Origin of the sequence: Chitinophaga sp. (assembly GCF_036566945.1) — a bacterium.
Classification (GTDB): domain Bacteria; phylum Bacteroidota; class Bacteroidia; order Chitinophagales; family Chitinophagaceae; genus Chitinophaga.
Genome location: NZ_DATCVJ010000698.1, coordinates 1 through 4,642 on the forward strand (window position 1 = coordinate 1; position 4,642 = coordinate 4,642).

Here is a 4,642-nt window from a genome sequence, read left to right on the forward strand (position 1 = left end):
GTAATCTTACCACATTCACAATCACTGGGCTTGCTGATCACCGACTTGTTGGCCGTACCGGATTGCGCATAGTAGAGCGCGGGTATCGTGAGCATATAAGGACAACCGACCGGACGAAGCGAGTTCGGGTGAAGTAAGTTAAACTTGCGGATGACATCATCAAAAGAGCGATTGCTTAAGGTACTACTATTGGGAACAGAGCTGGCGCCGTAAGGATGATCCTGATCCGATCCGGCCTTACACACCTCCAGCAATTGCACTTTAAGTGCTTCAAATTCTGTGGCTGAATAACTGCAGGACGATAACTGCTGCATCCACGTAGATACATAATTATTGCAGTTAGCGGCGTAAGAGCGATCCATAATGGCTTTCGCCGAATCAGTCATTCTTGCATTATCCGCTGCGGTCAGGTTGTTCATGTATCCAAGGTCACTTTGTACGAGCAGCTGTTGTGATGTAGTAAAATGCGCCATCTTCGGCAGCAAATTGGCAGCACTTACACTTTGAGCACCGGCAGCACAAGTAGCGGCATCAATCACTTCATCTATTACCTGCTTTTTTATAGACAGATAATTTTCCCGGAAACTACGCCAGATCATATTCTGATCACCTGCACACAAAACGCCTTCTCTGAAAACGCCCACTGGCTGAACATATTGATTCACACAGGCCCCATCAGTACTCTGACAAAGTACACTTACTGCACTGGTGGTATAAATAGACCAGCCATTCATGTTGGGGAAAGCCGCCATTTTAGCTTCTATCTTAGCTTTCAATGCCGCTGATTCCAATGCCAGCGGATCTACCGCTGCCTGCGTCCCGTAAAAACTGAAAGGTGATCCTACACCGCCTGTTGGATTGATAAAGCCTGCAGCTTTTGCGTCTGCATAGGTATCCACCGCGCGAAATTTGATATCCCATTCCAGGCTGGCTTTATGCTTTTCATACTCCAGCAGTTTACAGTATTCGGGATGAAAAGGCAGTAATGCCGCTGCCCAGGAAGACTGAAATTTTGCAGCAAACTGCTGCGGCAGCAGTGCCTGCGGCGTTACCAGGGTATCCGTTATTTCATCGTATACCAGGGCCGGCTTTCCATTCTCATCTAAATAAGTAATATCACTTCTTCTATAAACAGGTATTGATCCATCATTTACATAAAATATGGAATAACGGTACTGATCATCATCCGGATTGGCATACTGCCCGGATGGCGGTATCATATCCAGTAACATAGACTGCCGCGTCATATCGGACAAACCTACTTTCTGACATAAGACATTGCAGGAAGCCACAGCTGTAGCATAAGCATTATCAATCTCACCCCGGTAGGAAACCGAATCAGCAGGATTCAGGTTAGCCCGCTGCATATAAGCCGTAGCAAAAGAAAGACGGGTACCTATACCCGCAAGACAGGCTGCACAATCCGGTGCACAGGAATTATTCAACATCAGCTGCCGCTGCTCATCCTTCAGTTTATCCAGAGAAGTACATACACTACTTTTCATGAATACTTTCTCCCGGTAAGCCGCCATCGCCTCCTCATTAATCTTTAGCGTTTTGACTATTTCATAACTACCCTTTTTTAGTTGCAGAGAAAAAGTAATGGTATCTGCAGCCGGAGGATTACAATTAGAAATAATACTATCAGCACTGTAATTCGTTAATCTTTTAATAACCGGATTACCACCCAGCAGCTGGTTATACTGATCGTCCGTAATCTTTATCTCCAGGTCAAATCTGCCAACATAGCACACGTCATTACCATTGCAATCCTTCTTTTTTAATACCGGCGGCACCAGACTGTAACTAAAATCATAGCGTCCATCGATAGGCACCAGCAAGGGTTTATGGATGGTCATCACGCCATCACTGACGGTATTGTTGCTCACGCCACTGTACGTTTCTAAAGTCGTATCAACCACGTTGGAAGACAATCCCTTCAGGTTGGTACTGCCCGGCGTGCCCGCCAATGCCGTAGCAATAGTACGACCATGCATATCCAGGTAAGTAATACTATACTGCCCGTTGGCATCCTGCACCATGTTCTTGAAATAGTGTGACTCATCTCCCGCCTCTGTACCAAAAAGCGCATCCAGTTCATGCTGCGAGGCACTACCATAACTGTACTTCGTTTCGTGGCTGCTGTTAATAGCATAACCAGGGCCTACTCCACTCTGCCGGCTGATTCTGCCGGTATTATCCGGGGTATATACGGTTTCTGTAAAAGGGAAACCTTCTGCATTAGGAATATTTTTATTGAAGCCATCATTTGCCCGGGCATTTCTGCCAGAGTAATATTTCGATGCTCCACTGCTGCTGTCCATTGGTTGAGCAGAAGTTTGCAGAAAATGTGCCGGCGCATCCAGGGTATCATACTTACTAACGTCGTATGCGCCGTTTACACCAGTATTGAAATTCTTCGTATAGGCGATAATGTTACTTAAAGTAGGTGCTGGCAGTACCTGTATAGCGGGCCTTCCCTGTTGATCATACAATGTTTCCGCTACAATGGTGGTATCGGTGGTATTGTCTTTGGTCACGGTTTGCCGGTTCTGAAAATTCCCGTCAAAATACTGCACTACTACTTTACGCTTTCCTTCTTCTGCAAAACTGATATTGGACTGCCAGTTGAGCATATTCTCATGTCCCTTGAAGTTGAAGGATGCCAGACCACCTGTGTAATTGCTGCTCCAGGCAGTTTCTTTCCGGCTATTTCCGGCTCTTACCTGCACAGCTCTTACGCGTGCATACAAGGTGCCGGTATTATCATACATCAGCGGGATCGCATAGTGGTTGGCACTGATGCTCACACGGGAAGCATTGTTGCGGAAAACCAAAGCCGGGTTTACCGGATTCCCATATTTATTATTTGCCAGGGAAGAAGAATCAATATAGGCCCACTCCAGGTCGTATTCATCGGCTTCTTTCAACGCCGTCCAGGTAGCCACCAGCTGGTCTGGATTTGCAGGCAGAGATCCGGTTTGGAAGCTGATCGCTTTCACCACGTCATTTACCATATCCAGCTTAAATACCGGCTTCACACGCATTTCATTTTCCAGCATCAAAGCACCATTAATAGCGGTGTTACTGGACGTAAGACTCAGCAACTGCACCGTTACCTGATGCGCACCACTAAACACAAAACTACTCCGCACATTATACACCGTAGTGGTATCATAGTTAATGGCAAGGGTATCCTGCATCGTATGCGAGTTCTGATCCGTTCCGATATAAGTAACCCTTATAATGGCCGATGCAGTAAATGCACCGCCCGGATATACCGGGCTATATTCATTCAGTTTGAATGTTACAATATTCTTTACCGGGTAAGAAGCTTCCAGCTTACTTTTCAGGACGGCATCAAAATAAACACTGTCCTGCACCATCACGCTGGCGTTGGCCACCAGTTCTCCCTTACTGCCATCCAGCACTTTCTTAACCGTGATACCATTCTGCGCAGTAGTAGTCATTGTACACAGTGACAGTACAGCTACAAACAGTAGCAAAAAAAACTTTCCAGATATAGAGGACTTCATCATAAGGGTTAATTACTCGGGGTTCCTATAAATACTTCATAATTACTATAAGCGGCAGCTGGTACCAGGGTATTTGCCGACCTGGTAAAAAACTGTTGTTCATCAAAAACCGAAGCGGCAACAGATACATTATCGTGGTAACGAAAAAACGTTCTCACCAGTGCATAGGGTTCAAACACAATACCACCTGTATTCTCCTGGTCGATCATCGTACTCTTTACCACATACTGTATTTCCTGTATCCGCCCACTGCGATTTTCCATTTTAATGTCCATATAACGATAAGTCATATTCTCCGGAAACAAAAAGCGGATAGTAGTCGTGTCTTTGTGCGTAGTAACGTTACACTCTTTTACGCCCATCTGTTTAATAGCCGTCGTAATCAACAGCACCGGCGATGTACCGGCAGTGCTATCTGCGACCCCGGTACCAGCTACATACAGTAATTTATCTTCCTTAAATACAATAATACTATAGCGGGAATTTTTAACACTCAGGGTGTTGCCCAGTTCCGACCGGTAATTGGTACCAGACAACTGAATAGTACCTTTCAACGAATCGATCAGCACATCCGGCTGGTGTTCATTGGCATAGGTGTAATATACATCCATCGACATATTTCCTGATGCAAACACCTTTCCGGATTTGTTCAGCAGTTCAATGGCTTTATCCATTCCCTGAATGGTTTGCCCGGCTGCAACATTTGTTATTAACACGAAAAAGCAGACAAGTATATTCTTCATCATCAATTTATTCTTTGATTAAAGCACTTCTTGATTCAGTAATCGTTTTGATTCCCCTTTCTGTTTCTTTCTTCACCCTTATTAAAGTACCATCATCATCATACTCATAGAAAGTGGCGTAATTATTCTCGTCTAACTCCGCCATCAGCCTTAACGTTACCGGATCATAGGCATATGACTTCATATTGGCGTTATAGGGGTGGATACGCAGGTCATCAAAGTAAGCACCGGTACTCTCGGCATTAAATGTGATGGTAAAAGTAGTAGCGCCGGCAGGTATATCTACGATCTGTTCCACCCGCTGCCAGCCTTCTATGATATTACCTGATGGTAAAGCTGTAATAGTGGCAGTACCGGTTTTAA

At 45.1% G+C, this 4,642-nt stretch carries 3 protein-coding genes; all 3 read right to left on the bottom strand.

Annotation, left to right across the window (positions count from 1 at the left end; all coding sequences use genetic code 11):
- Positions 1 to 3,470: hypothetical protein (locus VIP81_RS21050; RefSeq protein WP_331965858.1), on the bottom strand; the 3,470-nt coding region annotated here is incomplete at its 3' end.
- Between the two features lie 74 nt (positions 3,471 to 3,544).
- Positions 3,545 to 4,210 (bottom strand): hypothetical protein, encoded by a 666-nt coding sequence (locus VIP81_RS21055; protein ID WP_331965861.1) that lies wholly within the window; start codon positions 4,208 to 4,210, stop codon positions 3,545 to 3,547.
- 76 nt (positions 4,211 to 4,286) lie between these two features.
- Positions 4,287 to 4,642: hypothetical protein (locus VIP81_RS21060; protein WP_331965864.1), on the bottom strand; the 356-nt coding region annotated here is incomplete at its 5' end.

What these genes read in the sequence shown, in the direction of transcription:
- VIP81_RS21055 (WP_331965861.1), bottom strand. Translation starts at nt 4,210, where the DNA reads ATGGATAAAGCCATTGAACTGCTGAACAAATCCGGAAAGGTGTTTGCA.